The organism is Streptomyces sp. GESEQ-4 (genome assembly GCF_017948455.1).
In the GTDB taxonomy this organism is placed as follows: Bacteria; Actinomycetota; Actinomycetes; order Streptomycetales; family Streptomycetaceae; genus Streptomyces.
Map to the genome: position 1 here is coordinate 211,441 of NZ_JAFFSU010000002.1, position 26,882 is coordinate 238,322.

At 68.9% G+C, this 26,882-nt stretch carries 18 protein-coding genes and 2 pseudogenes; 12 read left to right on the top strand and 8 right to left on the bottom strand.

The window, feature by feature from the left end; translation table 11 throughout:
• Positions 1-96 precede the first annotated feature (96 nt).
• On the bottom strand, positions 97-1,713 hold the full coding sequence (locus KCH48_RS06395; protein ID WP_210571480.1) for a glycoside hydrolase 43 family protein: 1,617 nt from the start codon (positions 1,711-1,713) through the stop codon (positions 97-99).
• 378 nt (positions 1,714-2,091) lie between these two features.
• On the opposite strand from KCH48_RS06395, the gene KCH48_RS06400 reads away from it, so the two are divergent.
• Positions 2,092-3,747, top strand: a complete 1,656-nt coding sequence (locus KCH48_RS06400) for a ricin-type beta-trefoil lectin domain protein (protein ID WP_210571155.1) — start codon at positions 2,092-2,094, stop codon at positions 3,745-3,747.
• 48 nt (positions 3,748-3,795) lie between these two features.
• On the opposite strand, the gene KCH48_RS06405 is transcribed toward KCH48_RS06400, so the two are convergent.
• The 4 genes and pseudogenes from KCH48_RS06405 to KCH48_RS06420 all read right to left on the bottom strand — a co-directional run bounded on the left by KCH48_RS06405 (position 3,796) and on the right by KCH48_RS06420 (position 8,906).
• The gene (locus tag KCH48_RS06405) at positions 3,796-5,550 is read right to left on the bottom strand and encodes a cellulase family glycosylhydrolase (RefSeq protein ID WP_210571156.1); all 1,755 of its coding nucleotides are present in this window, start codon (positions 5,548-5,550) and stop codon (positions 3,796-3,798) included.
• Between the two features lie 57 nt (positions 5,551-5,607).
• Positions 5,608-7,119 carry a glycoside hydrolase family 43 protein gene (locus KCH48_RS06410; RefSeq protein WP_210571157.1) on the bottom strand — a complete coding sequence of 504 codons (1,512 nt, stop codon included), beginning with the start codon at positions 7,117-7,119 and terminating at the stop codon, positions 5,608-5,610.
• A gap of 262 nt (positions 7,120-7,381) precedes the next feature.
• Positions 7,382-7,750: pseudogene (locus KCH48_RS06415) on the bottom strand (beta-galactosidase); the annotation flags it as partial.
• A 205-nt stretch (positions 7,751-7,955) separates the two neighbouring features.
• Positions 7,956-8,906, bottom strand: coding sequence for an expansin EXLX1 family cellulose-binding protein (locus KCH48_RS06420; protein WP_210571158.1), 951 nt, complete (start codon positions 8,904-8,906; stop codon positions 7,956-7,958).
• A gap of 544 nt (positions 8,907-9,450) precedes the next feature.
• On the opposite strand from KCH48_RS06420, the gene KCH48_RS06425 reads away from it, so the two are divergent.
• The 7 genes and pseudogenes from KCH48_RS06425 to KCH48_RS06455 all read left to right on the top strand — a co-directional run bounded on the left by KCH48_RS06425 (position 9,451) and on the right by KCH48_RS06455 (position 17,159).
• Positions 9,451-10,173: a FadR/GntR family transcriptional regulator gene (locus KCH48_RS06425; protein WP_210571159.1), complete on the top strand. Its 723-nt coding sequence runs from the start codon at positions 9,451-9,453 to the stop codon at positions 10,171-10,173.
• Between the two features lie 402 nt (positions 10,174-10,575).
• Positions 10,576-11,913: a ferredoxin reductase family protein gene (locus KCH48_RS06430; protein WP_210571160.1), complete on the top strand. Its 1,338-nt coding sequence runs from the start codon at positions 10,576-10,578 to the stop codon at positions 11,911-11,913.
• A gap of 429 nt (positions 11,914-12,342) precedes the next feature.
• Positions 12,343-13,351, top strand: a pseudogene (locus KCH48_RS06435) (DUF6192 family protein).
• Positions 13,352-13,353: 2 nt separating this feature from the next.
• Positions 13,354-13,782: a RacP protein gene (locus tag KCH48_RS06440; protein ID WP_210571161.1), complete on the top strand. Its 429-nt coding sequence runs from the start codon at positions 13,354-13,356 to the stop codon at positions 13,780-13,782.
• 58 nt (positions 13,783-13,840) lie between these two features.
• A complete protein-coding gene (locus KCH48_RS06445; protein WP_210571162.1) occupies positions 13,841-14,695 on the top strand; it encodes an IS5 family transposase in 855 nt (284 codons plus the stop codon).
• Positions 14,696-15,028: 333 nt separating this feature from the next.
• Positions 15,029-15,949: a hypothetical protein gene (locus KCH48_RS06450; RefSeq protein ID WP_307840818.1), complete on the top strand. Its 921-nt coding sequence runs from the start codon at positions 15,029-15,031 to the stop codon at positions 15,947-15,949.
• Between the two features lie 292 nt (positions 15,950-16,241).
• Complete coding sequence (locus KCH48_RS06455) at positions 16,242-17,159, top strand: helix-turn-helix transcriptional regulator (RefSeq protein WP_246884907.1); 918 nt, start codon at positions 16,242-16,244, stop codon at positions 17,157-17,159.
• Between the two features lie 857 nt (positions 17,160-18,016).
• Here the strand turns inward: KCH48_RS06455 and KCH48_RS06460 are convergent.
• Together KCH48_RS06460 and KCH48_RS06465 are read right to left on the bottom strand one after the other, a co-directional pair.
• Complete coding sequence (locus tag KCH48_RS06460) at positions 18,017-18,325, bottom strand: hypothetical protein (RefSeq protein WP_210571164.1); 309 nt, start codon at positions 18,323-18,325, stop codon at positions 18,017-18,019.
• A gap of 476 nt (positions 18,326-18,801) precedes the next feature.
• Positions 18,802-19,617, bottom strand: coding sequence for an AraC family transcriptional regulator (locus KCH48_RS06465; RefSeq protein WP_210571165.1), 816 nt, complete (start codon positions 19,615-19,617; stop codon positions 18,802-18,804).
• Positions 19,618-19,690: 73 nt separating this feature from the next.
• Here KCH48_RS06465 and KCH48_RS06470 point away from each other — a divergent pair, with 73 nt between their 5' ends.
• From KCH48_RS06470 to KCH48_RS06485, 4 genes are all read left to right on the top strand, one after another.
• Positions 19,691-20,545 carry a phytanoyl-CoA dioxygenase family protein gene (locus tag KCH48_RS06470; protein ID WP_246884908.1) on the top strand — a complete coding sequence of 285 codons (855 nt, stop codon included), beginning with the start codon at positions 19,691-19,693 and terminating at the stop codon, positions 20,543-20,545.
• Positions 20,542-20,817 (top strand): hypothetical protein, encoded by a 276-nt coding sequence (locus tag KCH48_RS06475; protein ID WP_210571166.1) that lies wholly within the window; start codon positions 20,542-20,544, stop codon positions 20,815-20,817. The genes KCH48_RS06470 and KCH48_RS06475 overlap by 4 nt, the downstream gene beginning before the upstream one ends.
• Before the next feature lie 77 nt (positions 20,818-20,894).
• A complete protein-coding gene (locus KCH48_RS06480) occupies positions 20,895-22,013 on the top strand; it encodes a GDSL-type esterase/lipase family protein (RefSeq protein WP_374104657.1) in 1,119 nt (372 codons plus the stop codon).
• Between the two features lie 53 nt (positions 22,014-22,066).
• On the top strand, positions 22,067-24,376 hold the full coding sequence (locus tag KCH48_RS06485; RefSeq protein ID WP_210571167.1) for a beta-L-arabinofuranosidase domain-containing protein: 2,310 nt from the start codon (positions 22,067-22,069) through the stop codon (positions 24,374-24,376).
• A gap of 10 nt (positions 24,377-24,386) precedes the next feature.
• Here KCH48_RS06485 and KCH48_RS06490 read toward each other — a convergent pair whose 3' ends face one another.
• Positions 24,387-26,864 (bottom strand): SpoIIE family protein phosphatase, encoded by a 2,478-nt coding sequence (locus tag KCH48_RS06490; protein ID WP_246884909.1) that lies wholly within the window; start codon positions 26,862-26,864, stop codon positions 24,387-24,389.
• Positions 26,865-26,882: the final 18 nt, after the last annotated feature.

The window sequence follows — 26,882 nt, forward strand, 5'->3', positions numbered from 1 at the left end:
TCGCCGGTGAGCGCGGGGGAGCGCTCCCACAAGAAGCGCTCCCCACCGGCACGGCCGGTCAGCAGGTCGAGTCGGTCTGGTACTGGAGCCGGTCGTTCAGGGCGTGGACAGCTCGAACCGCGTGACGCGGACCGCGCCGCCGAGCGCCTGTGTGGCGTGGTTGAAGAGGGCGAATCGGTAGCCCATGAAGAACCGCCAGTCGTTGCCCATGGAGAAGGCGGGCCCGAGGCGGGTGAACGTGGTGCCGTCGGTGCTGTAGGAGAAGGTGCCGGGGCGGGGCGCTCCCGGACGGATGTCCGCGCCCGCGCGCAGCCGGACACGGCCTCCGGAGACCTGGGCGCTCGCGACCTCGGTGCCGGTGCCGGTGGTGTTCCAATTGCCGTCCATGGTCAGCCCGTTGACCATCACGACCCGCGTCGTGCCACCGTCGCGCTTGACGCCGATCCAGGCGGACGAGTCACGCAGCAGGGCGAGCCCGGCCCGGTCGCCGTCCCGCATCGCCGAGAAGTCGAGGTCGACCGTGGCCGTGGAGGTAGGACCCTGGATGCGGTGGGTGAGCGTGTTGCGGGCCCAGTACAGGTCGTTGGTGACGGTCGCGGTCCGCAGGGTCAGGCCGTTGTTCACCGACCACTTGGTGTTGTCCGGGTTGTGGTTCCACTCCCACCTCGGTTTGAGGGTCGTGCCGTCGAAGGTGTCGACGCCGGTCATGGGGGTGACCTGGCGGGGTGGGGTGGGCACGGCCGGGCTGGGATACGAGGTGCCCCACGCGCCGTTGACCAGTTGCACGACGGGCCAGCCGTCCGAGGTCCAGGTGATCGGCGCCAGGGCGGGCATCCGGCCGCCGGGGTACGCGTCGACGAAGGCCATGTAGTACCAGGCACCGCTCTGCGTCTGCACCAGCCCGCCCTGGTGGGGGACACCACCGCCGGGGATCGGCCCGCGCAGGTCGAGCAGGACCTGCCGCATCGTGTACGGACCGAAGGGGCCGCTCGACGACTTGAGGATGTACTGGCCGTTCGCGGGGCGGGTCAGGAAGATGTAGTACTGCCCGTTGATCTTGTAGAAGCGGGCGCCCTCAAGGGTGCCGACACTCGACGGTGTCGTGAACACCTGCTGCGTGCGCACCTGGTTGCGGCCGTCGGGCGAGAGCTGGGCCACGCTGATGGTGGTGTTCCCGTAGGCCACATACAGGGTGTCGTCGCTGTCCACGAGCAGACCGGCGTCGTAGTACGGCGTGCTGATCGTCGTCAGCCTGTTCCACGGCCCCTCGACGGCGGTGGCGGTGTAGATGTAGGTCCGGGCGAAGTCGATCTGGCCCAGCCAGTAGAACGTCCTGTTGCTCGGACGGTAGGCCAGCGACGACGCCCAGACGCCCCGGACGTAGCCACGGGCGCCGTTCAGGTCGTACTTGGCGCCGAAGTCGAGGACGGGCACCGAGTGGCCGGCGATCTCCCAGTTCACCAGGTCGTACGAGCGCAGGACGGGCGCGCCCGGCGAATAGTGCATCGTCGAGGCCGACGCGTAGAAGGTGTCGCCGACGCGGATGATGTCGATGTCCGCGAAGTCCTGCCAGATCACCGGGTTCGTGTACGCCGCGGCGGCTGCGCGGGCCGGTCCATGGGCTGCGGTCAGCGGGAGGACCGCGCCGGTGGCCAGGCCGGTGGCGGCCGCCAGCGCGTGACGACGGGAAAGGGGTTGATGAGGCCATGACATATTCATATGGGGCGTGCTCCTTGCGGCTCGGCGGTTGCGGTGGCGCAACCCGGAGGTGCACTGCCGGGTTCGAGTGGAGCGGCTGTGGCGTTTTCGGAATCTCGAACGCAAGTCGAGTTGTCGAGCAACCTGGATGATAGGGGGCCGGTGAGTACCGTCAAGGGTTCCCGCATGATTCGTGGGATGTCTCGAAACATTCGAGCCCCCTCAGGGTGCGAATACGACCCTTTCTGAGCCCTTGGCGGGCAAGACACGGAAGGTTTGCCCTACGTGTTGACATGACCGCTCGCCTCTCTAGTATCCGTGAGGCTCTCGGTTTCCGAACGACGTCCGAAATTTCGGACCCCCCTTGCATGATCTACCGGAAAAGGAGCCCAGGTGCCCAGACGATCAGGCGGACGATTGCTCCGTCTCCTCGCGACCGCTGTGCTGACGATCACCGCGTCCGTGACGGCCTCCTCTCAATCCACCGCCTCGGCCGCGCCGGGCAGCCCGGCGCTCACCCCGCCTCTGGGGTGGAACAGCTGGAACAGCTTCGGGTGTGGGATCACCGAGGCCCAGGTCCGCCAGGCCGCCGACGCGATGGTGTCCTCCGGCATGCGCGACGCCGGCTACCGGTACGTCGTGGTCGACGACTGCTGGTTCGATCCGCAGCGCGACGCGGCAGGCAACCTGCGGGCCAATCCGACCAAGTTCCCGAGCGGGATGAAGGCCCTCGGTGACTACATCCACAGCAAGGGCCTGAAGTTCGGCATCTACCAGGTGCCGGGCGAGCGCACCTGCGCGCAGACGACCGGCGCCTATCCCGGGGCGACGGGCAGCAGAGGGCACGAGGTCCAGGACGCCAACACGTTCGCCTCGTGGGGCGTCGACTACCTCAAGTACGACTGGTGTTCCTCCGAGGGCACCCGTGACGAGCAGGTCGCGCGGTTCTCGCTCATGCGCGACGCCCTGCGCGCCACCGGGCGGCCGATCGTCTACAGCATCAACCCCAACAGCTTCCACGCCATCACCGGCTCCACGTACAACTGGGGCGAGGTCGCCGACCTGTGGCGGACGACCGAGGACCTGCTCGACATCTGGCAGAACGGCAACACCAACAGCTATCCGATGGGCGTCGGCAACGTCCTGGACGTCAACGCGCCGCTGGCCGCGCAGTCGGGCCCGGGCCACTGGAACGACCCCGACATGCTGGTCGTCGGCCGTCCCGGCCTGTCACTGACCGAGTCCCGCTCCCACTTCGCCCTGTGGGCGCTGATGAGCGCCCCCCTCATGGCCGGCAACGACATCCGCACCATGTCCGCCGACGTGAGCGCGATCCTGCGCAACCCGCGTCTGCTGGCGGTGAACCAGGACGCGCTGGGCGCGGGCGGGCGCAGGGTGCGCGACGACGGCAACACCGAAGTGTTCGCCAAAGCCCTGTCCGACGGTTCGGTCGCGGTGGGCCTGTTCAACCGGGGAGGCAGCACCGCGACGGTCACCACCTCGGCCGCGCAAGTCGGCCTGTCCGGCGGGCAGTTCACCCTCACCGACCTGTGGACCGGCGGCACGTCCAGCACGTCCGGGCAGATCTCGGCGAGCGTCCCCGCGCACGGCGTTGCCGTGTTCCGGGTGACCGGGGGCAGCCCGCTGGCCGCCACGACCTCGCGGCTGCGGGGCAACGGCTCCGGCCGCTGCGTGGACGTGGACAACGCCTCCACCGCCGCCGGGGCCACGGCTCTGCTGTGGGACTGCCACACGGCCGCCAACCAGCTGTGGACCACGTGGGCAGGCGGCGAGATCCGCGTCTTCGGCGACAAGTGCCTGGACGCCTACAACCAGGGCACCACCAACGGCACCCGGGTCATCACCTGGCCCTGCAACGGCCAGAACAACCAGAAGTGGACCGTCGGCTCCGACGGATCGATCCGCAACGTGAACGCCGGGCTGTGCCTCGATGTCAACGGCGTCGGCACCGCCAACGCGACCCCGCTGGTCCTGTGGACCTGCAACGGCCAGGCCAACCAGAAGTGGACCCGCGTGACCGGGAGTTGAGCAGACGGTCCGGCGCCGGACGGCACGCAATCGTCCGGCGCCGGTCGGTCAGGCGACTGTGCCCGTGACCGAGCTGCCGGACTTCGTGACGTGGTACGTGACGGTGCTGCCGCTGTAGAAGTGGAAGACCAGCGTCGCCGGTTCCCCGTCGCGGAGCGTCTTGAGGAACTCGGGAGTCAGGGTGATCGTGCCGTTCGGGTAGTCCGGCGAGAACGCCTTGTTGAACTCCTGGTACGGCGTCCAGTCGGTCGGGCCGGCGTTGGTGCCGTCGGCGTACGTGGCGTGCATGGTCGCCAGGTCGTTGCCCCGGTACTGGGTGGGAACGGCGAACGCCTCGGTGGTGCCGGAGGCGTTCGTGAGGACAGGGACGTCATGGGTGACGATGTCGATGTTCCAGGGCAGCCCACTGGTGAACCGGGCCTGGAGCGTCGAGTTGACGCCGTACTCGCGGTTGCCGACCAGGCGGGTCAACGCCGTGGCGGTGAAGGTCAGTTGGTTGCCGGAGACGGTGTAGTCCCGTCCCGCCGTCAGCTTGGTGTCGCCCTGCCACACCCCGCGGAACTTGGTGCCGTTGGGGTTCAGGGTGAGCGACTTGGCGGTGACCGGGCCGGACTTCGGCACGAAGACCTTGTCGAAGGATGCCGTGCCCGAGCGGGTCGTCCAGCTCGACTTGATCCAGGCGAACAGGGCCGGGTCACGCCACTGGAGGGTGTCGCGGTTCAGGTAGGCGAACGGGTCCCACAGGGCGGTGGTGATGCCGTACCTGCGTGCCGCATAGCCCACATGCTCGTAGTACTTGAGCGCCTCGCCGCGCTCGACGCGGGTGGGGTGGAAGTGATTGGGGTACTCGAGCAGGCCGTACTCGCCGATGTAGAGCGGGATGCCCCTGGCGACGAAGGTGCGGTGCACGGCGGCGAAGGAGTCGTCCAGGAACTTCTGCGCGGTGGCGTCGTAGTGGGTGCCGCCCGCGACGTTCACGCTGAACGGGTACCAGCTGTAGAAGTGCACCTGCGCCACGAGCTGACGGTCGTTCAGCGAGGTGATCGTCTTGTACAGCTCGTCCAGGTAGGGCTGGTCGCCGCTGCCGAACGGTGTGGTCAGCGACAGCATGCGGGTCGCGTTCCCGCCGCCCGAGGAGCGGACGATCTTGTGGAAGGAGAGCTGAAGCTCATTCAGGAACTGGGTTTTCTGCGCTTCCGTGGCGTTCTCGAACTGCGGCTCGTTGATGCCCTCGAAGAGCAGGGAGCGCGGCTCGTCGCGGAACGTCGCGGCGATCTGGGTCCACGTGGAGTTGAAGCGGGCCAGCACGTTGTCGTGGTCGGTGGTGATCTTCGAGACCCACTGCCACGAGTCGTGGTGGACGTTGAGCACGACGTACAGGCCACTGTCCTGCGCCCAGTCGACGAACTGCTTGACGCGGGCCATGTACGTGGCGTCGATGGTGTACGGCGCGATGGCGGACTGGTGGTCGGTCCAGGTCACCGGGATGCGGACGCTGCGGAACCCGTCCTTGGCGATCTTCTGGAACGTCGCTTTGCTGGTCTGCCCGTTGCCCCAGGAGTCCTCGTTGGGAATCGCGTCCAGCGTGTTGCCCAGGTTCCAGCTGGGCTGCATCGCGGCGACGGCGTCCATGGCGCGGGCCGGAACTCTGACGGTGGACCGTGTCGGCTCCGCCGCGGCGTCGGTAGCGGCGGTCGAGGTGCCGCCGGCCAGTCCCAGCATGACGGCGAGTACCAGGAGCAGGGAGCCCAGGCGGCCGGGGGCGCGGCTGCGATGGTGTGCGGGGTGCCGTATGTCCTTCATATGTCGTCCCTTTCGGTCGGTCGTGCCCTTCGGTTCCGGTCGTGCCGTTCGGTCGGTTCAGCCTTCGAGGGGCCCGTGGTCGAACCAGTCGAAGTGGACGGTTCCTGCGGTGGCGTACATGCCGATGACCCGGCCGGTGAAGCCGCCGGCTACCTCGGTCGACAGGTAGCGGCCGTCGAGGGCGGCGAACTCGGTGAACGTGCCGTCGGGTTGCTCGATGCCGAGGGAGACGACATCGGGTCCGGTGCACGGTCCGTGCGGAGGCGGTGGGTCCGTGATGGTGACGGCGAGGACCAGTGGCCCGGCGGGTACGGAGCGTTCGGCCACGACCGTGCGCAGGGAGCCGACGCGCGCGATCACCCGTACGTCCGTCCCGGACGCCTCGATCGCGTAGTGGTGGCGCTCGTCCAGCCGGACGGCGAGGCCGCCGCGCCCCTGCTCCGCGTCGACCAGGGTGCGGGCCCGGCAAGTGAGGTGCTGCTGGCGTCGGCCGGTGAACACCATGTCGGGCTCGTCCAGCGAGCCGCCCCGCGCGCGGAGCATCAGCCAGCCGGGGCGCTCCTTGGTGGTGCAGAGCCCGGCGGGGCGGTCCCGCACGGAGATCCAGGCCGGCCCGAGTTCGCTCAGCTCGAAGTCGTCGCGCCCTTCCTCGGCGGGAGCGGGGGAGAGCGGCCAGGGGAGCTCGGCCAGGTCCAGGGTGACCTCGCCGACGACCGGCCAGCCGTCCTCCCAGGTCACGGGAGCCAGGAAGGTCTCCCGGCCGAGCACGTGCCAGCCGGGGGTGCCGCCGCGCGGTCGTACGCCGAGGAAGACCATCCACCAGGAGCCGTCGGGTCCTTGGACCAGGTCCGCGTGTCCGGTGTTCTGCACGGGGTGGTCGGTGCCGCGGTGGGTGAGGATCGGGTTGGCCGGGCACGGCTCGAACGGACCCTGGGGCGTGCGGCCGCGAGCGATCGACACGCCGTGACCGCGTTCGGTGCCGCCCTCGGCGATGAGCAGGTACCAGTAGTCGCCGATCCGGTACAGGTGCGGCGCCTCCGGTGCCTTCGCGCCGGGGCCGCCGGACCAGAGCTTGTGCGGTGTGCCGTACGTCTGTCCGCTGGACGGGTCGAGTCGGACCTGCGCCACTCCCGCGACCGTGCACCAGCAGGTGCCGTCCTCGTCCCAGGCCAGATCCGGATCGATACCGGGCACGCCTGGTGCCGGGATCGGATCCGACCACGGTCCGGCCGGGTCGGTCGCGGTGACGATCAGGTTGCCGCCGCCCTCCTGGGCATTGGTGACGATCAGCCAGAAACGGCCGTCGTGATGGCGCAGGGTGGGGGCGTAGATGCCGCCCGAGGACGGCATGGAGGCTGGCAGACGCAACTGCTCCGGCCGGTCCAGTACGTTGCCGATCTGCCGCCAGTGCACCAGGTCACGGCTGTGGAAGAGGGGTACGCCGGGGAAGTACTCGAAGCTGGAGCAGGCGAGGTAGTAGTCGTCGCCGACCCGGCAGACGCTGGGGTCGGGATGGAAGCCGGGGAGCACGGGGTTGGCGGCGCGGGCGGGCCGGTTCTGATCGGGCACCCTTGGTGGTCCTTTCGTCGGGGCAGCGGCAGGAGCGGTGGGCAGGGCGAGCGCGATCCAGGGGTCGTCCCAGCCGGGCAGCCCCAGGGGCCAGGACGGCGCGGCGCGGGGCAGGTCGGCGTGGATGGCCTTGTACGCGGCGACCGCTTCGTGGACCAGGGCGCGAGCCTCGGGCCCCAACTCCGGGAGGCGGCCGGAGAGATGGATACGGCCGAGTAGCGCGCCGACCATGGTGAAGGCGACCTCGTCGAGGGAGTCCTCCGGGCGAGGCGAGGCAGTACGTGTCGCGGCTGCCGTGCGCGAGACGGGTACCGTCTGCCTGGACCGCCAGGGCCTCGGGGTGGGCGAAGGTGAACCAGGGTGGCGGGGAGGCCGTCGGGGTGGCGAGGTCGACGGCCACGCCGTTCGCGTGCAGGCGCTCGATGTGGGCGTCGAGCCAGGCGAAGTCGTAGCGCCCTTGCTCCGGTTCGAGCAGGGCCCAGGAAAAGACGCCGAGAGTGGCCAGGTTGACCCTGGCCCGGCGCATGAGCTCGTCATCCTCTTTCCAGACCGGCTCGTCCCACTGCTCGGGGTTGTAGTCCCCGCCGAAGGCGAGGCCGCCCAGGTGGTCGGTGATGCTGCGTGCCGACATGACGGTCGCGGCCCTTCCCTCGAAGCTGTCGAAGCGCTTCACTTGATGGGGAAGGTAACGGACTTGTTTCGTGGGGAACAAGGGACTGAACGCAAGGAAAGTATCTTTGACAGGGGGAAATTGGCTGGCAAACAGGGGCAGAGGGGTGGGCGTCGATGCGCTTCGACACGCTTCGAAACCTCACCTGCCCACGGGGACGGCGGGATCAGTGCTGGGCGAACTGAACCCGGGTCGGTTGCACGACGTTCGGTCGCACAGCGATCCCGGCGATGGTCAGTTGCTCTCCGTAGATGTCCGTGAGCCTGATCGAGCTGCCGCAGCCGCTGCCGCCCTCGGAGAGGAAGTAGTTGTATTCGGTGCGCGGCAGCTGCCGCCAGCCGCCGCCGGCCCGGACCTCCAGGCGCGCGACCGGGTTGCGGTGCCCGATCGCCTGGATGCCGCACCAATACTGGCTGGACCCGGTCTTGTACCTGATGGAGATCGTCTCGGACGTGCTGGGGCTCAGCAGCTGCCAGGTGATCGGGATCCGGCCGACCTTGAGGTCGGCGAGTTTGGCGAAGGCCTGTTGGCTGAGGTCGATCTGCCCGGGTGCGCAGGGCAGGGGGCATTCGTTGGTGATCCGTACGGTGATCGACTTCCCGTTGGCCGCACGGACGAGGACGTACGCGCCGCACGCCCTGGACGTCTCGTAGTCCGTGGTGTTCATCGCCGCGATCATGAGGTCGGGACTCGGGCCGAACAGACAGGCGCCGTTTCCGTCGGCGGCCTCGTAGGCGGTGGCGACTCCTTGGTAGGTGGTCTTCGGCTGAATGCGTCCTGTCGTCGATGCCGTGCCGGCTGCCGTTCGCGGGGGCCGAGGGGTGGCTTTCGGGGACGGTCGTGCTGCCGGGGTGGTCGCACTGCGCGTGGGGGACGGGGTGCCGGTCGCGGTCGGTTTCGCTGTCGTGGTCGGCGTGGCCGAACCGGTCGCGGTGGCTGTCTCTTGGGTGGTGGCGATGGGCGTGGCCGCGGTGGGCCCTGCATCGGCCTTGCCGTCCTGCGGCAACGCCATGACCAGGTAGGCGAGTACGCTCACGGCGGTCACCGCCACGGTGGCGCCCAACACGAGCCTGCGCCTTTGCCTGCGCTGCCGCGCGGCCTGCCTCGATGTCGTCATTACCCGTCCGTTCGGAAGATCGAGCCGATGGTGCACTGCTCAGTGACCGCCGGACCCGAAAAGGTTGCCGACGACTTCTCAAGGAACGGTGGGCCGGTTCTCCTTACGTCCCGAGGATCAGACGGCCGTGAAGGTCCACAGCAGGTTGTCGCTGGTGCCGTACGTCCTGGCATGTTTGTGACCTGACAGTGCGCACCCGACTCGCTGTTTCGTCATGGCATGCCCAAGCGCTGGCGGTAGCACCGGAGAGGGCCGGCGTTCGCCAGGGCGGCGGAGGCGGGGTCGCCATCGAGAGCCCGATCGTCACGGCCGCCTGCGCCACGGCGCCTGACCTTGTCCGTGTCCGTGTCCGGAAGATCGCCACGCTGCCTCCTCGTAGTACGGAGTTCCACCCTGGGGGCGGCGCGAGATGGTGCGCAGTTGTCCTGAGGTAGCGGCATCGCCGGCCAAAGTCGGAATCGCCAGCGTCCCAGTATCATCAACGTCACTCGGGGGCTCATCAGGTGGGACGTGCTCACGGGCACGGTGGGGGGAGGGATGAGCGGTGTCTCTGACGGACAAGGCCATCGAGCAGCTCCGTGAGCTGATCCGGACCGGTGCCCTGCCGCCGGGCTCGAAGCTCCCACCGGAGCCGGACCTCGCCGCTCAGCTGGGGCTCTCCCGCAACCTCGCCCGGGAAGCGGTCAAGGCGCTGGCCGTCGCGCGGGTCCTGGAGGTCCGGCGGGGCGACGGCACGTATGTGACCAGCCTCCAGCCGAGTCTGCTGCTGGAGGGGCTCGGCGGCGCGGTGGAACTGCTCCAGGGCGACTCGGTCGCCCTGCAGGATCTCATGGAGGTACGGCGGCTCCTCGAACCGATGGCCACGGCACTTGCCGCCACCCGCATCTCCGACGCCCAACTGGCCGAGGTGAAGCGGCATTTGGACGCCATGCGCGAGGCCTGCGACGACGTCGAGCGGCTCAACGCCCACGACGCCGCCTTCCATCGCGCCGTCGTCTCGGCCACGGGCAACGACAGCCTCCTGGCCCTCCTGGAGGGCATCTCCGGCCGCACCCTGCGCGCCCGCATCTGGCGCGGTCTGGTCGACGACAAGGCCGCCGGCCGCACTCTCGCCGAGCACGAAGCGATCTTCAACGCGCTGTCCACCCGTGACTCCGCCCTCAGCCAGGCCGCCGCGCTGCTCCACGTGAGCAACACCGAGCAGTGGCTGAGGGCACACCTGCGCGCCACCGAACCCCTCTCCGTCGGAACGACAGCGCGGACGTGACGGGCGGGCGGTATTCAGTCAGCGCAGCGCGGCCGGGCCATCGTCACCGGCTGTGACCGCGACGGGCCCGTCCAATGGACCTCACCCCGGTCGGCCGGCTCGCCACCGACCTCGAGGACGCACGCCACGGAGACGGGCAGCCGCAGCCGGACGCCCTGCCTTGATCTGGCCCGCTACGGACGCGGCAGCGCCTCCTGCGGCCCTCGACGCCGTTCCGAAGCACCGTCTCCACCCCCGCTCCGCGACCTGCTCCTTCACGGTTCTGCGCACCCGCACGGCGGGGACACCGTCGCGGTGGACATCCGGTGGTCAATCCCATGTCTGGTGGAACGGTGCCTGACGGGTTCACGAGGGTCATACTCATGGCTCGCGAGTGCGCCACATGGGCAAGAGGGGGAAGCGGTGGAGGCTACGGTTTCACGGGTGCGGCAAGGCGCCATACCTCCGGTCGTCGCGGCGCGGTGGGCGCTGTGGACGTTTGTCATCGTCAACTTGGTGATCGTCGAGGTCTTGTTCCTCACCGCCGGGACCGGCAAGAACGGGGTGCTCACAGTCGCCAAGTTCTTCGGTCTGCACGCCGCCGTGCTGATGCTGTTCCAGCTGCTACTGGTGGCCCGGCTGCCGTGGCTCGACCGCCGTATCGGCATGGACCGGTTGACGGTGTGGCACCGGTGGGTCGGCTTCACCCTGCTGTGGACCCTCCTCACCCACGCCACGCTGGTGGTGCTGGGCTACGCGACGCTCGATGACGCGTCGATGACGAAGACGTTCTTCGCGCTGGCCGGAGTGCCGGCTTCCCTGCTCGGCATGCTGGCCGCGGCGATCGTCGTCGTGGTCGCCGCGGTCTCCGTCCGACAGGTGAGGCGGAGATTGCGGTACGAGACCTGGCACGGCGTGCATCTGCTGCTGTACGTGGCGTTGGGGCTGGCGTTCGTCCACCAGTTGCAGGAGACCACGACCTTCAGCTCTTCCGCGTTCGCGATGACCTACTGGTGGGCGCTGTGGCTGTTCGCGTTCGGTGCCCTGATCACGGGGCGGATCGTGCTGCCTCTGTGGCGCAACGCCTATCACCGGTTCGAGGTCACGGCGGTGGTGCCGGAGTCGGACGACGTGGTGTCGGTGCACATCACCGGCCGCCACCTCGACAAGCTGCCGACCAGGGCGGGCCAGTTCTGCATCTGGCGGTTCCCCGGGCACAACGGCTGGTGGCCGGCCAATCCGTTCTCGCTGTCGGCGGCACCCGACGGCCGCACGTTGCGCCTGACCGCCAAGGCGGTCGGCAGCACCAGCGCCGGCCTGCGGAACGTCCCGGTCGGGAGCCGCGCGTTCGTCGAGGGGCCGTACGGGGCGTTCACCTCGTTGCATCGCACGCGGCCCGGCGCGCTGCTGATCGCCGGAGGAGTGGGGATCACACCGGTCCGAGCCTTGCTGGAGGAGGAACCGGCCGGTGACGTCGTCGTGCTCTACCGGGTGCGCAGCGCGAACGACGCCGTGCTGGTCGACGAGGTACGGGCACTGGTCGAGGCCCGCGGCGGGCGGCTGCACCTGCTCACCGGCCGCACGGGGGAGGGGAACCCTCCGTTCGCCCCGGACAGTCTCCGTGCCATGGTTCCCGACATAGCCGAACGCGACGTGTATGTCTGCGGCCCGCCCACGATGACCTCGGCCGTGCTCAGCGCCCTGCGCGGGCTGAAGGTTCCCCAACGGCAAGTGCACGCCGAGCGGTTCGGCCTGGCCTGAGCCCTGCGCGGGCGTGCGCTCAGTGCCTGTTTCTGAACCGCCGTTCTGGGTAGTTTTGGGTCCTACGCTGGCATGGTGTCCGAGGGCGCCGGGCGGGATGGAGAGCGCGGCCCGATGCCGTGTACTGCTCGGCGACCTGTCGTGCCAGGCAGTGGCGCCGGGAACGGCGTCTGCGCAAGAGGGTGGCCGCGGAGTTGAGCGGTGACGGCCGGACTGTCTGCCCCGAGTCCGGAAGGAAACGTACGGCGAACGGTCACGGTGACCGCATCGCGAACGCATCCGAATCGCATCTTCGATCAGATTCCGGTCACTTCCGGTCATTTATTGTGATCTTAGGATTGTCGGTCCGACTCTCGGTCGCAGAGGCGGGCCGCGTCTCGTCGCTGCCCCAAGTGCCGCGTCCCGGCCCGCAGTTGGCGGTGAGACACCATGGCCGAAGAGATCCAGAACGCCGACATGGTCGGCAGCGTCAGCGCCAGCCGCTACGAGCAGATCGTGGCCGAGCTGCGCAAGGTGGTGGAGAACCAGACCCGGGGCCAGTTCACGATCGGTGACTACGCCCTGGAGATCGAGCCGATGCGCGAGGCCGGCGGCCAGGAGCGGGGCGAGGAACTGTTCACGGTCAAGGAGTCGATGTTCCGTCTGGCCGAGGACATCGCTGTCGTACTCGACGGTGAAGGAGGCCAGGTGGACGGCCTCGCGCTGGCCGGAGGAACACCGCCAGCCCTCCGTGTCCTACACGGTCCACAAGATCCTGGCGGGCATCACCGACGAACAGGAACGGTTCGCCACGATCCTCACCCCGCCGGAGGAGAGGGCCCGCTGGTCGGCGGATGAGGCCCGGCGCCGGGTCGGCCGGCAGGTCGAGCATCCGATCACGCCGCAGGAGAAGGTCAGTGCGATCCACACCCTCGCCCGGGACGAGGACGTCGCGGCCAGCGTCACCAGTGATTTCCTGCGGCGCCCGGCCGTGGTGTCCCAGGTCAAAGAGGAGGACAAGGTCCGGGTCGTGGAGGAGCTGACCCGTGACGATCACGTTGCCGCGAAGGTGACCACGGGTCTGCTGCGGCGCCCGGACGTCGCCTTCCGGGCGATGTCGGACGACACCGCCCGTCACCAGGTCAACCACGCTCAGGTCGAGCGGGGCCGGCAGGCCCGCGAGGACTTCGAGGAGACCAGCCCGGTCGCGCCGGCGATCCGTGCGATCGACCGGTCGGTGGAGTTCCTGGACCTGGTCACCGCCTGCCACGCGTTCGTCGCGGCGTCCGGGCGGGTCGTCCCGGGCCTGCGCGACCGCCAGCTCGGCGACGACGAACGCGTGATCGTGCACGAGAACGTCGCCCGGGTGAGGGCGACGCTCGACTGGATCGAGACGGCTGTCGACACCGGGAAGGTCGACGTCGACGGCGAGCTGGCCCGGCTCCTGCAAGGCGAGTAGCCGTGCCGCGCGCCTCCGAGCGCAGATCGCCAGCAGCCCAGCGACACGCCGACACCGTCCGGTTCGTGCTGTTCGAGGCACGGCCGGCCGGTCTGACCTTCGTCCAGCTGGTCAGATCCAGCGAGTTGTCGCCCCATCAGACCCGTTCGGGCCTGGCCTGCCTGCGGGACACCATCACCGAACGCGGCTGGCCGCCGTTGATCTGGACGAGGCCGGACGGCTACAAGTTCTGCGCCGATCCCGCCGAACTCCAGGCATACGAGGTCGCGATCATCCGCGGCAAGCTCACCGAGATCCGCCGCTTCATCACTGGGACCGTCGCCCCGCACGCCGCTCTCCAGCCCAAGGGCCGGTGGATCAAACACCTCAACACCCAGCTCAACTCGGTCGAGTCCACGCTCGATGTGATAGCCGACTTCACCGACGCCTGACTGGTGGGACCGGCCGCGAAGCGGCCGGTCCCACCCTGTCTTGAGGGAGGAGAGACCGTTGCCGCGGCGACGCTGCTACCCCTCGGACACCTGGGAAGACGAGTGGGCCCTGATCGAACCGCTGCTGCCGACACCGGCCTGCGAGACCCCGGCCGGCGGCCGTCCGGAGAAGCACCCCCGCCGGGAGATCGTGGACGCGATCCGCTACGTCGTCGACACCGGATGCAAGTGGAGGGCGCTGCCCAAGGACTTCCCGCCCTGGCGCACGTGTTACGGCTTCATGGCCCGCTGGGCTGCCGCCGGCGTCATCGGGCAGATCCGTGACCAGCTCCGCAAACGGATCCGTCGTGAGATGGGCAAGGCGCCCGGAGCGGTCGCCACCGTCGTCGACTCCCAGTCGGTCAAGGCTGCCGACACCGTCGGCAAGGACTCCCGCGGCTACGACGCCGGAAAGAAGATTAACGGCCGCAAGCGGCACCTGGTCGTGGACACCAAGGGCCTCCCTCTGCTCGTCATGGTCACCCCGGCCGACATGACCGACCGCAACGCGGCCAAGGAAGTGCTCTTCCGGCTGCGGCTGATGCACCCCGAAATCACCATCGTCTGGGCCGACTCCGCCTATGCCGGACAGCTCGTGACCTGGGCAAAGACCTTCCTGAACCTGACGATCAAGACCGTCAGCCGCCCGAAAAACGTGCCCGGCTTCGTCGTCCTGCCCCGGCGTTGGGTCGTCGAACGCTCACACGCATGGGTCATGCACGCGCGCCGGCATGCTCGCGACTACGAACGGCTCATCCAGCACTCGGAGTCGCTGATCACCTGGGCTGCGATCACGCTCATGACCAGGCGCATCACCCGCAGGCAGTCCCGCCGCACCAGCCAGCCGGCATCCCGCGAGAAAGAGAGAGACTGACGGTCGCCCGGACCACCGCCACCCCGCTCCAACCGCGTCGCGGCTCGTCCTCCCACTCTTCCACGGCGCCGCTCAACCGGCCAGGCTCCGCAGCACCGCGTCCGTTCATTGATCTGGGCCGGGAGGTGGCGATTGCCAGGCGGTGCCGCAGCGCAAACCGAGCTATCTCCCGTATCCGGCGGCCGGACTGTTGTCCCGGACAGGACGTCCACCAGTCCGGACAGCGCAAAGCTGTCCGGGACAACAGTCCGGCCTTGTGCGGCATCTGCGCCCTCGGCACATTCGCTGGTACGCGCCCCGTCCGGGGCGCGGCAGGTAGTAGGGGGAGGAACCGTGGATACGACAACAACGCGCTCGGCGCCCGGTCGTGCGGTGGCACTGTTCGTCGCAATGCTGGTGAGCCTGTCAGCACTTGCGTGGTGGCAGGCGCCCGCGGCCGAGGCGGCGACCGCCGCACCCAGACCGGGTAACGGGGCGAATGACACCGTGTACTTCATCAAGGGGTACACGCCCGACGGGATCTCGTGCAAAAGCAAGTGGGGAGCCGCGACCCAGGCGATGCGCTCCTGGGGCTGGACGGGCAAGTTCGTGCGGGTGGGGCTGTATGCGGCGGACACACGCAGCAAGGGGTGCGCCGTCAACCTGCTCGATCCCCACCCGGAGCAGGGCACCGTCAACGTTCCTATCAAGGATCTAGGCAAGGCCCTGGCCTGGGACATCTACAACAACTACTCCTCGAAGGAGAAGAGCGTCGACCTGGTGGGCCACTCCATGGGCGGTCTGATCGCCCGCGCCGCCATCGCCGGCGTCCAGCGTCACGAGGAGGGCTGGCCCGAAAGGCTGTACGTGGAGGACGTCGTCACCCTGGGGACACCCCATCGGGGAACTTTCACAAACGTGAACGATGACCGCCAGTCAAAGGACATGGTTCAGCGATCTGACTTCATCAACTGGCTCAACGAGACTCCTAACCCTCAGGCCGAAGGAGGAACCGACTGGACGCTGATCGGGTCCGGGGCCGACGAGGCGGTCGCCGTCAGTTCAGCCACCCCCGCCCCGGCAGAGGGCTGGTCTCACCTGGTGCGGTACAGCCCGTTCGAGTTCATCTCCCACAGCGCGCTGAGGACGACGACGCGCGGCAGCAGCTACTCGATGAACTATTTCAACAAGGGCACCGGCTGGCGACAAACTGACATTGGCGCTGCCCCGATCAGGGTGACTCACAACGCCCTGTACTGGGCACGGAAGTGGTAAGCGGCGGCTGACGTCATCAACCGGCCGACGGGGTACCCCGACCCCGTCGGCCGGTTCGTCTTGCCCTCTCACTACATATCGCCAGATCCAACCCCCGATGAACATCGGGGGTTAAGACACAGGCACTAAGGCTGGCTGGCGCCCACAGCCGGGGCAATGGCCACCGGCTGTCCCGGACAGTCACGGGCTGGCCGGGCTGGTCAGGGCCTTGTCCGGACCGCGTCCGGGACAGCCGATGCATGGCGGATTCCGCCGTTGTCCCTCCTGCCAAAGCCACAGCAAGATGACGTTCATGGGGAACCTGGGGGAGTTATCGCCGTACGAAGCCCGAGACGCTGCCGGTTTCATCGAGTCGATGGGGCAGCTCAAGGAGCGTTCAGGACTGACCTATCGCGAATTGGAGGAGCAGGCCGCCCGAAACGGCGACGTGCTGGCGCGCAGCACGCTGGCCGACATTCTCAGACGGACAAGTCTGCCGCGCCCCGACCTGCTGGCCGCATTCGTCCGCGCCTGCGGGGACGGTGAGCGGGTCGACGCCTGGCTGGACGCCAGGGACCGGCTCGCCGCCGCGCACACGACTGCCGCGCCCGTCCCTGAGCCCGACTTCGAACCCGATGCTCAGCCGCAAGCCGAAGCGGCTGCGATCGTGCGGCCCCGCCGGACCAGGACCCGCACAGCCGCCGCTGCGACCGCGCTCACGCTCCCGCTTCTGGCCCTGGCCGCCTGGGGATTGCTCCCCGGTGACTCCGACGAGCCAAAGACACCGGCTTCTCCCGCCGACGGCTGGGTCACCATCCGCCCCGTGCGCACGCCCGATCTCTGTCTGACCGACGGACGCGACCGCGACGGCGCCTACGACAGTGCCATAGCCGTCCAACTTCCCTGTGCCCAGGCCCCCGTGCCGCGCACCTACCTCGAACCGACAGGTGCGGGGCTCTACCGCATCCAGTGGCACCATCCCCAGCTGGGAAAGGGATGCCTGACGGTCATGGGCGAGGACCAGCTCAAGGGCATGCTCGAACCCCGCCGGAACTGTGCGCAGGGCACCCTCTTCCGCCTGGAACCCACTGCCGGGACCTTCCGGCTGCGTCCGGCCACCAGCAGCGGGTGCATAGGCATCGTCGACAACGACACCACTGCGGGCGCCGAGGCGATCGAGGAACGCTGCACCGGCGCGGCGGATCAGCGTTTCCTGGTCCGGGCGGGCTGATAGCCCCGTGCACCTGAGCCTTTGCAGGCGGTGGCCCCTTCCCTGTCCTGGCCGCGCGGGCGGCTCCTTCAACGACACTGAGAGGCGAGTCGTCGCACGAGGCAATGAGTGGTGTGCATCGTGAAGTCGCAGGTCGCGGGTCTGGTGTGCGTGACGAGTGGGGGTACTCGTGCTGGTCGGCGGCCGATGACCATGGCCTAGATCATCGGGCATGTCCGGTTCCGGCGGGATGCCGGGTTCGGCTGCGCCCACCACCGGCCCCCGCAGGGGGCCCGCGTGTTCCTGCTGTGCGGGGAGGGTTCCCGCACCTTCGGTAGTCACGTGCTCGCCCCTCCGTCGCCGTCTGCAGGTGTATACCGGTGTATCCAGGCCCAGTTGGACCGCTGGGGCGTCGCCGCGGGCCCGGAGCCGGTCAGCCGCCTCATACGTGAATTGGGCCTGGTGCCCTGCCAGCCGCGGCCGAGGAGGTTCGGCCTCACGCAGGTCGCAGCCGGCCAGGTGCCGGACCTCGTCGGCCGCGACTTCACGCGGACGCGTCCGGCGCAAAGCTCGTCGGACAGGATCCGGACAAGGCGAGTGACCAGGCCGGACAGAGTGTCAGCTGTCCGGGACAGAAAACTCTGATTGCGCCGCCTGCATTCCCCCGTCAGTCTTTGTCTCGCTGTCCGGTCCGCATGTACCCCGCTTCCATCCGCACACGGAGCGGCCGGGCCGACTATCCGAGCGACTGCCCGAATACCAGACCGGAGAAGGTCGTTGCGAGCCCTCCAGGGCTTAGCTTGAGTTTTAACCTCCGCGCTCGTGCGGAGGAGGTTGTCGTAGCCCCCTCCGCGGGGCTGTCGGCGCCCTGGCGTGAATTACCGCCAGCGAGGCCAGCCGTCAACCAGACCGCCCTGGTCCGAGCAGTACGCATAGGACTTCACGCCGCTGGTGGCCGAGACCCAGGGGCCTTTATCGGTACCGCGCACGCACTGGACTTCCGCCCGCACCTGCGTGTAGCCGGGGGCGGGCGAGTAGCACCAGACGGCGAAGGTGTTTTCGTCCCACCAGTTCTGGCAGTTGGCACCAGCTGCGGTAGCGGTGTTCGTGCCGACTGCGAGGATGCCTCCTGTTGCCAGCGTGAGGGAGGCCGCAATGGCCGCGGCACGGCGCTTCAGAGTGCTCATGTTGCCCCTTTCTTGACCGAAAGTGCCCTGCGTATCCGGTAAGCAAAGGCTGGCCGACACGGCCAAGGAGGATCAACAGAAACGCGCTGTCCCGGACAGTCGCAGCTTGTCCGACCTGGTCAGAGTCTTGTCCGGATGTATGTCCGAGCCGTGTCCGGCGTCGGACACGACTGGAAGCGGGCGTTGCTGGGCAAGGGGCGAGCGTGTCCGCACCTCATCAGTGCCTGTCTGATGCTGACCTGACAGGGTCGCGGGAGGCTTGCCGGGCGCTCCCGGGCCGACCCGTCGGCGCGGCCGACGCGGGCCTTGCTGCATAGTCACGGCCACGCTGAACCCCGTTCCAGGCATAGCCGTCATTCCGGCCTCTCGCGCCGTTCTCTGAAGCGTTCCCATAACGGCAACGCGAACGGTGCCGTCCGTAGAGGTACCGGCCCCCAGCCTCCTGGCCAGGAATTCCCAGGTTCAGACACAGGCACTTACTCCGACTCCGGCACCACTGACCGTCCTGGGGCGTCCGGCCCCGCAGGGGCAGCCGCACGTACGTCACGCGGGCTCGCGCCGAGTTCACGGCGGCAGGCCTTGTTGAAGGCCTGGAGGTCGGCGATGCCCACGGCCGCGGCGATGGCGGTGATGGACAGGGTGGAGGACAGCAGGAGGTGGCGGGCGCGTTGCAGGCGTCGGTGCCGGATGTACGACACGACCGTGCGGCCGGTGTCGGCACGGAACACGCGCGTCAGATGGGTGTGGGAGATGCCGACGGCGCGAGCGATGTCCGGTACGGACAACGGGCCGGCCAGGTGTTCCTCGACGTAGGCCTGCGCGGCGGCCACGAAGGGATGACGGCGGCCGGCGCCCTCGCCCCTCGGCAACTCGGCGATGCGCCACAGAGCGGTCCAGACCTCGGCCGTGGCTCGCGGGGGTGAGGTCGGCATGGCGGTCACGGCGCGGCGGAGCAGGTCGGCCAGGTGTGTGCCCTCGGCCGCCGCGTCCTGCATCACCGGCACCACCCGCGCGGTTCCGATGTCGCGCAGCCGCAGATGGACGTAGAAGTGCTCCGACCTGCCCCGGTAGTGAAAGTGCACCTCCGTGTTCGGCGGCACCAGACTGACGTGACCGGGGCGGATGGGATGGACCGACTGCCCGAGGGACAGCGCGCCCTCGTAGTTGTAGAGGTGCAGCTGCCACAGGTCGGGCAGCCGGAAGACCTCGTGGGCGGTGGAGACACCGTGCACCCCGATGCCGGCACCGACCACGGTGGGCGCCTCGTCGATCCGTACCGTCGCGTATTTCACGAGGACGGAAAATTACCAGCACTGGACGATTTCAGCCCACGACCGATCCGGACCGGGCACGTACGTTCGTCGCATGTCAACCAGCACGTCAATCAACACGTCAGTCAGCACGCCAACCAGCAAGCAACTCCTGACATCCGTTCAGGTGGCCCGCTTCGTCGCACAGGGATTCCTGCGTCTGGACGGGGTGGTGCCCCAGGACATCAATGAACGGGCCATCGCGGCCTTGACCGAGGGACTGCCGGAAGTGTCCTACGGCACTCCGCTGGGCGGGGCGTTCGCGAAGGACACCTTCATCCACGAACTGCTCGCCCTGCCGGTCGTCGCAGGCGCCGTCGAGAGCCTTGTCGGCCCCGACCCGACCGTCGACCACCACGCGGTTCATGTGCGCGAACCGCATGAGGGACACGCGCAGCCGCTGCACGGCGACGCGATCATCGACGTACGGCCCGACGCGTTCGACATCCAGCTCATGTACTACCCGCACGAGGTGACCGCCGGGATGGGCGGCACCCTCAGTGTGCCCGGAAGCCATCTGCGCAGGATCAACGAGACGGACATCGGCCGCGTCCAGAACCTCAAGGGACAGACCCGTCTGACCTGCCCGGCGGGCACGGTCGTTCTCCTGCACCACGGCATCTGGCACGGTGGCCGCCGCAACGACACCGCGAGCCGTCGCTACATGTACAAGATCCGCCTCAACCCGACCGTGCCGCAGGTGCGTCTGTGGGACACCTCCGACCTGCACGACCCTGCGGTGACCGCGGAGCTCGACACGTACTTCCCCTGGTACGAGTGGGCCGCGGCCCGACTCGAGATCTACAACCGGGTCCTGCTGTGGCGGGCTCTGACCGGTGACGACTCGTTCGACGTCGAGTACTGGGTCACGCGCGTCACCAACCGGCCGGCCCTGAGGAGTCACGCATGAGGCAGCAGGTTCTGGTCCTCTATCTCGCGACGTCCGCGCTGGACTCCGACGTCGTGGGCTGGTCCCGATACGACGGGACCGGCCGGACCCGTCCGACGACCGGTGACAGTGACGAACCGCCCTATCCCACGGGGCTTGCCGCGCTGCACGACGGGTGGCGCCTGTTCCAGGCCTCCCAACTCCTGCCGCCGCAGCCCGGCCACGAGTACGACGTCTCGTTCCTCAAGCACGAGTTCTTCTTCGAAAAGGTGGAGGACAGCGCTCGCCCTTGACCCGGACGGTTCTCTTCGAAGCGCTTCGACAATATGGTGTGCGCCGGAAGCGGGAGACCCGGACGAAGGGCTGGCACATGGCATTCAGGGTTCCGTGGCGCAGATGCGGGAGGCGTACGGGGGTGCTCGCCGCGGTGACCGCCTTGATGGCGGGGCTGCTGACCGGACTTGGGGCCGCGGGGACGGCTCAGGCGGCCACCGCGTTGTCGCAGGTGCACACCGCGGGGCGGGTCAAGGATGCCGGGAACACGGTGCAGTACAGCTGGCCCGGTGTGTACTTCGAGGGCACTGTCAGGGGCACCGGCGTGGGCATCGTGCTCAATGACTCGGCCGCCGACTACGACGTGCAGATCGACGGAGCCACGGTCGCCACGCTCGTGACGCCCGGCAACACCACGCACTGGATCAACGGCCTCCAGGACCGCACGCACACCGTCCGGCTCGTCAAGCGCAACGACACCCCGGGCGACACCAGCACGTTCGGCGGCTTCGTCGCGGCGCCCGGCGGTGCCGTACTGAGCAAACCGGCTCCACGCAGCCGCCAGATCGAGTTCATCGGCGACTCCCTCACGGTGGGCTACGGCAACCTCTCGACCTCCCGCACCTGCACCTCGGACCAGGTCAAGCGGACCACCAACTCCGATGTGAGCTACGGCGCCCTCACCGCCCGGCAACTGAACGCCGACTACCAGATCAACGGCTACTCGGGCCTCGGCATGGTGCGCAACTACAACGGAGGCCGGCCGGACGTGACGTACCGGACCTTCTACGACCGTGCCCTGCTGAACGTGTCGGGCGACGTCTGGCAGAACCCGGGCACCTGGCGCCCCCAGGTCGTGGTGGTCAACCTCGGCACCAACGACTTCTCGACCGCCGTCAACCCCGGTGAGCCGTGGACGCCCGACAGCCTCGCGGCCGGATACCGCAGCGCCTACGGCGAGTTCCTCCAGAAGCTGCGTACGCGCTACGGGCCCGGGACGACCATCGTGGCGGTCGGCGCCGGCCAGTACGCCGGTCATGTCCAGCAGGTGGTCAAGGCACGCAACGACGCCGGTGACGGCGGGGTCCGCTACTGGTTCCTGGACGATGCGGGCCTGGACTTCCTCGGCTGCGACTGGCACTACTCGGCCCGTGACGACCGGCTCATCGCCGACCGGCTGACCCCGTTCATCGCCGGTCTGCCGACAGGTTGGTGACGGCACCGACCACCGTTCACCGCTCCCTCCCCCCCAACGGAAAGGGGTGCAAGATGTCTTCCTCCGTCAGCAGACGGCGCCTCCTGCAAGCAGCCGGGGCCACCGCCGCCGCCTCTGCCACCGGTTCCGTCATCGGCAGTTCTCCCGCCCGAGCGGCTTCCGTCCCGCCCGCACGAGCGGACATCGGGGTCTCCGCGCATCCCTTCGCACTCGACCAGGTCCGGCTCACCGCAAGCCGGTGGCTGGACAACCAGAACCGGACGCGGAACTACCTGCGGTTCGTCGACGTGGACCGGCTGCTGCGCAACTTCCGCGCCAACCACCGGCTGTCCACCAACGGCGCGGCTGCGAACGGCGGTTGGGACGCGCCGGACTTCCCCTTCCGCACTCACGCCCAAGGGCACTTCCTCACGGCGTGGGCCCAGCTGTACGCCGTGACCGGGGACACCGCCTGCCGGGACAAGGCGACCTACATGGTCGCGGAGCTGGCCAAGTGCCAGGCCAACAACAGCGCCGCCGGTTTCAGCGCCGGGTACCTCTCCGGCTATCCCGAGTCCGACTTCACCGCGCTCGAGCAGCGGACCCTGAGCAACGGCAACGTGCCGTACTACACCATCCACAAGACCCTCGTCGGCCTGCTGGACGTATGGCGCCACATCGGCAGCACCCAGGCCCGTGACGTGCTGCTCGCCCTGGCGGGGTGGGTCGACTGGCGCACCGGTCGGCTCAGCGGCCAGCAGATGCAGGCCATGCTGCAGACCGAGTTCGGCGGCATGAACACCGTGCTGGCCGATCTCTATCAGCAGACGGGCGACGCGCGGTGGCTCACCGTCGCCCGGCGGTTCGACCACGCCGCGGTGTTCGACCCGCTGGCGTCCAACCAGGACAGGCTCAACGGACTCCACGCCAACACCCAGGTACCCAAGTGGATCGGGGCCGCCCGGGAGTACAAGGCCACCGGGACCACCCGCTACCGGGACATCGCCACCAACGCCTGGAACATCTGCGTCAACACGCACACGTATGCCATCGGCGGCAACAGCCAGGCGGAGCATTTCCGCGCCCCGAACGCCATCGCCGGCTACCTGAACCAGGACACCTGCGAGAGCTGCAACACCTTCAACATGCTCACCCTGACGCGGGAGTTGTTCGCGCTGGACCCGAACCGGGCCGCGCTGTTCGACTACTACGAGCGGGCGTGGCTGAACCAGATGATCGGCCAGCAGAACCCGGCCGACGACCACGGCCACGTCACCTACTTCACCCCGCTCAACCCGGGAGGCCGACGCGGTGTGGGCCCGGCGTGGGGCGGCGGCACCTGGAGCACCGACTACGGCACCTTCTGGTGCTGCCAGGGCACGGGCCTGGAAATGCACACCAGGCTCATGGACTCCATCTACTACCGCAGTGACAACACGCTGATCGTGAACCTGTTCGTGCCGTCTGCGCTCACCTGGTCGGAGCGCGGCATCACGGTCACCCAGACCACGTCGTACCCGAACAGCGACACCACGACCCTGCACGTCACCGGCGACGTCAGCGGAATCTGGGCGATGCGCATCCGCATCCCGGGCTGGACCACCGGTGCCACGGTCAGCGTCAACGGCACGGCGCAGAACATCGCCACCACGCCCGGCAGTTACGCCACCCTGACCCGCTCCTGGACCTCCGGGGACACGGTCACCGTCCGCCTGCCCATGCGGATCGTCATGCGGGCGGCCAACGACAACGCGAACGTCGCCGCGATCACCTACGGCCCGGTGGTCCTGTCCGGCAACTACGGCAACTCCTCGCTCAGTTCCCTCCCCTCGCTGAACACGTCCTCGATCACACGGACCAGCGGCAGTTCGCTCGCCTTCACCGCGACCGCAAACGGCTCCACCGTCAACCTGGGCCCGTTCCACGACGCGCACGGCCACAACTACACCGTCTACTGGAACACCGGCGCCACCGTCCGTCTCGCCAACGTGGGCAGCGGTCTCGTGCTGGGCATCCAGGACATGTCCACGGCCGACGGTGGCCGCGCCCTGCAATGGAACGACTCGGGCACCGCCGACCACGACTGGCAGATGATCACCGACGGAAACGCGGTCCGCTTCCGCAATGCCCACAGCGGCAAGGTGCTCGGCGTCCAGGACATGTCCACGGCTGACGGCGCGACCGTCCTGCAGTGGTCGGACAACGGCACCGCCGACCACAGATGGACGCTGCTCGACCAGGGCGACGGGACCTACAAGATCCGTAACGCGCACAGCGGCAAGCTGCTCGCCATCGCGAACAACTCCACCGCTGTCGGCGCGTTCGCGGTCCAGGACTCGGACAACGGCACAGCCGACAACCGGTGGCGCATCATGAGGGACTAGCACTTACGGACTAGGAGAGGGTCTGCGCACACCAGATCGTCTTGCCGTTGGTGGTGTGCCGGGTGCCCCACCCCTGGGTGAGCTGGGCGACGAGCAACAGGCCCCGCCCGCCCTCGTCGAAGGCGCGGGCCCGGCGCAGGTGCGGGGCGGTGTTGCTGGCGTCGGAGACCTCGCAGATCAGGGACGTGTCGCGGATCAGCCGCAGCCTGATCGGCGGCTCGCCGTATCTGATGGCGTTGGTAACCAGCTCGCTGACGACCAGTTCGGTGACGAACGACGCCTCCGCCAGGCCCCAGGCGTCCACCTGGTCGACAGCGAACTTCCTGGCGCGCGGCACCTGCGCGGGGTCCGGCTCTACGTCCCAGTCGGCGACGTGGTGGGGATCGAGCGCGTGCGTACGAGCGAGCAGCAGGGCGGCGTCGTCGGTGCGGCGTTCGGGAAGCATGGCGTCCATCACCGTGTCGCACAGGGCCTCCAGTGAGGTGGCCGAGTGGTTCAGGACCCGCCGCAGTTCGGCGATTCCCTCGTCGACGTCGCGCTCGCGGCTCTGCACCACTCCGTCGGTGTAGAGGGCGAGCAGGCTGCCCTCGGGCAGTTCGAGCTCGGTGGCCTCGAAGGGCAGTCCGCCGATGCCGAGCGGCGGTCCCGGCTGCGCGGGCACCGGCGTCCTGGTGCCGTCGGGGGAGATGATCAGCGGCAGGGGATGGCCGGCGCTCGCCAGCGTGAAGCGCCGGGAGACCGGGTCGTAGACGGTGTAAAGGCAGGTGGCCCCGGACTCGCCGGTCGGCTGGAAATGGCCGGCGGACTGGAGGTCGCTGGCGAGGTGGAGGACCAGGTCGTCCAGGTGGGTCAGCAGCTCGTCCGGCGGCAGGTCGACGTCGGCGAGGGTGCGGACCGCCGTGCGCAGCCGGCCCATGCCGGCCGAGGCGTGCAGGCCGTGGCCGACGATATCGCCGACGACCAGGGCGACCCGGGCGCCGGACAGCGGAATGACGTCGAACCAGTCACCGCCCACTTCCGCGCCGGTACCGCCGGGCAGGTAGCGGGATGCCACGTCGACCGCCTCCTGCTTCGGCATCCCCTGCGGCAGCAGGCTGCGTTGCAGGGTCAGCGCGGTCGTGCGCTCGCGCGAGTACCGGCGGGCGTTGTCTATGGCGACGGCTGCCTTGGCGGTCAGCTCCTCGGCGAGGATCAGGTCGTCGGCGGTGAATGCCTCGGGCCGGTCGCGGCGGGAGAAGGCGACGACGCCGAGCAGCGTGCCACGCGCCCGGAGCGGCACGGTGATCCGGCCGGTCAGCCCTTCCGCGGCGATGGTCCCGTCGATCAACGGGTTACCCGGTGGCCAGTGCGCCGGGTCGGCGGCGAGCCCCGGCCCGAACGCCCATTCGCCGCCCTGGCCCGGCTCGGCGGCGAGCTCGACCGTGGACCTGCCGGTGGCCATGCAGCGGACGGCGACGGAACCGGGAGCGTGACTGACCGGAATCGCGGGCCCGCCGGCCCGGTCGCTGTCCTCCCTCGCGCTGTGCTGGGCGGCACGGCTGAGCGCGATGGTCTCGCCGGGGGTGAACGCGGACGCGGAAGGCGGTTCCTCACCGTGCAGCACCTCGTCGAAGAGATCCACGGTGACGAGGTCGACGAATCCCGGCACCGGGGTCCTGGCCAGTTCCTGGGCGGTGCCGATCACGTCGAGCGTCCGGCCGATGCCGCGGGTCGCCTCGTTGAGCAGGAGCAGGCGTTGCCGAGCCCAGTACTCGGCGCTCATGTCGAATCCCCAGTTGGCGACCGCGCGGACCCGGCCCTCCGCATCCCGGACGGGCCAGATGCTGGTGGCCCAGGCGTTGGCGTAGTTGCTGCCGAGCGGGCGGAAGACGGTGATGAGACGCGCGGGCTCGCCCGTCCTCGCCACTTCGGCGACCTTGTCGGTGTAGGGCTTGTCGTCCCTTTCGGGAAACAGCTCGCGGTCGTATTCGGGCAGCACCTCGCGGTACTTCTTGCCGAGCACCTGCTCCTCGGAGTGCGCGATCACCCGTCCTGAGGAGGCGTTGATCCACAGGAACCGCAGCTCAGGGTCGTAGACGCCGAGAGCGAAGGGGGACTGCTCGAAGGCCCGGTCGGCGATCACCGGGCGGCGTCCCCAGCGCTGGACGGTCACCGCGTGACCCAGTACTCGCGCGTCGGGGCCGAACAGGGGGTGAGCCGTCACCACGGCGTCCACCGTGGAGCCGTCCCGGTGGCGCAGGGGGATGAAGCCCATGGGGTCGGGGCCGGTGCCGTAGCCCTCGGGGAAGCCGGGTGGCGGAGGATCGACCAGCAGATCGGTCACCGGGCGGCCGACGGTGTCCTCCGCAGTCCAGCCGAGCAGCAGCCGGCCCCCCTCGCTCCAGCCGCTCACCATGCCGTCCGGGTCCACCACGACAACGGCAGTGGGCGCGTCCTGCTTGCCGGCCATCTCCACGCGCCACGCCTCCGTCCGGACAGCCCTGCCCATCAAGGCTGGTTTCCAGCG

Bases quoted from the DNA above. Each gene is read 5' to 3' on its own strand.
- KCH48_RS06470 (WP_246884908.1), top strand. From the start codon at position 19,691: ATGTCAACCAGCACGTCAATCAACACGTCAGTCAGCACGCCAACCAGC.
- KCH48_RS06460 (WP_210571164.1), bottom strand. From the start codon at position 18,325: ATGAGCACTCTGAAGCGCCGTGCCGCGGCCATTGCGGCCTCCCTCACG.
- KCH48_RS06490 (WP_246884909.1), bottom strand. From the start codon at position 26,864: ATGGGCAGGGCTGTCCGGACGGAGGCGTGGCGCGTGGAGATGGCCGGC.
- KCH48_RS06455 (WP_246884907.1), top strand. From the start codon at position 16,242: ATGGGGAACCTGGGGGAGTTATCGCCGTACGAAGCCCGAGACGCTGCC.
- KCH48_RS06395 (WP_210571480.1), bottom strand. From the start codon at position 1,713: ATGTCATGGCCTCATCAACCCCTTTCCCGTCGTCACGCGCTGGCGGCC.
- KCH48_RS06485 (WP_210571167.1), top strand. From the start codon at position 22,067: ATGTCTTCCTCCGTCAGCAGACGGCGCCTCCTGCAAGCAGCCGGGGCC.
- KCH48_RS06420 (WP_210571158.1), bottom strand. From the start codon at position 8,906: ATGACGACATCGAGGCAGGCCGCGCGGCAGCGCAGGCAAAGGCGCAGG.
- KCH48_RS06480 (WP_374104657.1), top strand. From the start codon at position 20,895: ATGGCATTCAGGGTTCCGTGGCGCAGATGCGGGAGGCGTACGGGGGTG.
- KCH48_RS06405 (WP_210571156.1), bottom strand. From the start codon at position 5,550: ATGAAGGACATACGGCACCCCGCACACCATCGCAGCCGCGCCCCCGGC.
- KCH48_RS06475 (WP_210571166.1), top strand. From the start codon at position 20,542: ATGAGGCAGCAGGTTCTGGTCCTCTATCTCGCGACGTCCGCGCTGGAC.